This is a genomic window from Clostridium sp. RTP31139st1_H3_RTP31139_211217 (assembly GCF_040227035.1).
Classification (GTDB): Bacteria; Bacillota; Clostridia; order Clostridiales; family Clostridiaceae; genus Clostridium; species Clostridium saudiense.
Genome location: NZ_JBCOAB010000104.1, coordinates 1 through 2,403 on the forward strand (window position 1 = coordinate 1; position 2,403 = coordinate 2,403).

Genomic DNA, 2,403 nt, shown 5'->3' on the forward strand with positions numbered 1-2,403 from the left:
ACTGTCAGGGTGGTATCCCAAGGTTGACTCCACTAAGGCTGACGCCCTAGTTTCCCAGTCTCCCACCTATCCTGTACAGACAATACCGGAATTCAATGCTAAGCTACAGTAAAGCTCTACGGGGTCTTTCCGTCCAATCGCGGGTAGCGAGCATCTTCACTCGCACTACAACTTCGCCGGATTTGCAGTTGAGACAGTGCCCAAGTCATTACGCCATTCGTGCGGGTCAGAACTTACCTGACAAGGAATTTCGCTACCTTAGGACCGTTATAGTTACGGCCGCCGTTTACTGGGGCTTAAGTTCACACCTTCGCTTGCGCTAAGTGTTCCCCTTAACCTTCCAGCACCGGGCAGGCGTCAGCCCCTATACATCAGCTTACGCTTTAGCAGAGACCTGTGTTTTTGCTAAACAGTTGCTTGGGCCTATTCTCTGCGGCCTGCTCTCGCAGGCACCCCTTCTCGCGAACTTACGGGGTCAATTTGCCTAGTTCCTTAACTGCAATTCTTCCGCCGGCCTTAGGATTCTCTCCTCATCTACCTGTGTCGGTTTGCGGTACGGGCACTACTTCTCTCTCTAGATGCTTTTCTTGGAAGCATGGAATCATGTACTTCGGCCTATATGGCCTTCCCCATCACGCCTCAGAATTGTTACAGCGGATTTGCCTACCGTAACTCCCTAAACGCTTAGACTAGCATTTCCAATCGCTAGCACACACTATCCTTCTCCGTCACACCCTCGATAATAACGATGGTAGTGGTATCGGAATATCAACCGATTGTCCATCGCCTACGCCTTTCGGCCTCGGCTTAGGTCCCGACTAACCCTCAGCGGACGAGCCTTCCTGAGGAAACCTTAGATATTCGGCCTGTAGGATTCTCACCTACATCTCGCTACTAATGCCAACATTCTCACTCGTAATCAGTCCACCGCTCCTTACGGTACGACTTCAGCCCGATTACGACGCTCCCCTACCGCTTGCTTACGCAAGCCCGTAGCTTCGGTGGTAAGTTTGAGCCCCGGACATTTTCGGCGCAGGATCTCTCGACTAGTGAGCTATTACGCACTCTTTAAATGAGTGGCTGCTTCTAAGCCAACATCCTAGTTGTCTTAGAAATCCCACATCCTTTTCCACTTAACTTACACTTTGGGACCTTAGCTGACGATCTGGGCTGTTTCCCTTTTGACCACGGATCTTATCATTCGTAGTCTGACTGCCGGACTAAATGTATATGGCATTCGGAGTTTGATAAGGTTCGGTAAGCGATATGCCCCCTAGCCCATTCAGTGCTCTACCTCCACTACACATATCCGACGCTAGCCCTAAAGCTATTTCGGGGAGAACCAGCTATCTCCGAGTTCGATTGGAATTTCTCCGCTATCCACAGCTCATCCCATGCTTTTTCAACAGCAACGTGGTTCGGTCCTCCACGAAGTTTTACCCTCGCTTCAACCTGGCCATGGATAGGTCACCCGGTTTCGGGTCTACGGCATGCAACTAGTCGCCCTATTAAGACTCGGTTTCCCTTCGGCTCCGTACCTTAAGTACTTAACCTTGCTACATACCGTAACTCGTTGGCTCGTTCTACAAAAAGCACGTCATCACCCTCATATGGGGCTTTGACCGGTTGTAGGCACACGGTTTCAGGTTCTATTTCACTCCCCTCCCGGGGTTCTTTTCACCTTTCCCTCACGGTACTGCTTCACTATCGGTCATCAGGTAGTATTTAGCCTTGGGAGGTGGTCCTCCCTGCTTCCCACAAGGTTTCACGTGTCTCGTGGTACTCTGGATCAGAGCTTGATTATCTTAACTTTCACCTACAGGACTATTACCTCCTACGGTCCAACTTTCCAGTTGTGTTCGGTTAGTTACGACTTCTCGTTAATGCTCTGTCCGCAACCCCAAAGATAAATCTTTGGTTTGGGCTCTTTCCCTTTCGCTCGCCGCTACTTAGGAAATCGATTTTTCTTTCTCTTCCTCTAGGTACTTAGATGTTTCAGTTCCCTAGGTTTACCCTCGTATAGCTATGTATTCACTATACGATACATGGGGTTTCCCATGTGTGTTCCCACATTCGGAAATCTCCGGATCACTGGCTATGTGCGCCTACCCGAAGCTTATCGCAGCTTATCACGTCCTTCATCGGCTCCTGATGCCAAGGCATTCACCATGCGCCCTTTGTAGCTTGACCTATTCAGTCAAAATTTTTCAAAGTTTTGCATTTAATATCACAAAGAATATTTCTTGGCTTACTTCTCAATATGTTTTGAAGTTATATATTAATTCATGTGCAATTTTCAAAGAACAATTTTTTGAGAAACATGGTTTCTCAAAATTGAACAGACTAGTTAAACCAGTTATCTTTTAAGATTTACGAAACAAACATCTTGTTGTTTCATTTCTC

General features: G+C 47.9%; 1 rRNA gene. It reads right to left on the bottom strand.

Annotation, left to right across the window (positions count from 1 at the left end):
* Window positions 1-2,190: ribosomal RNA gene (locus ABUA17_RS18660) — 23S ribosomal RNA — on the bottom strand; the annotation flags it as partial.
* Window positions 2,191-2,403: the final 213 nt, after the last annotated feature.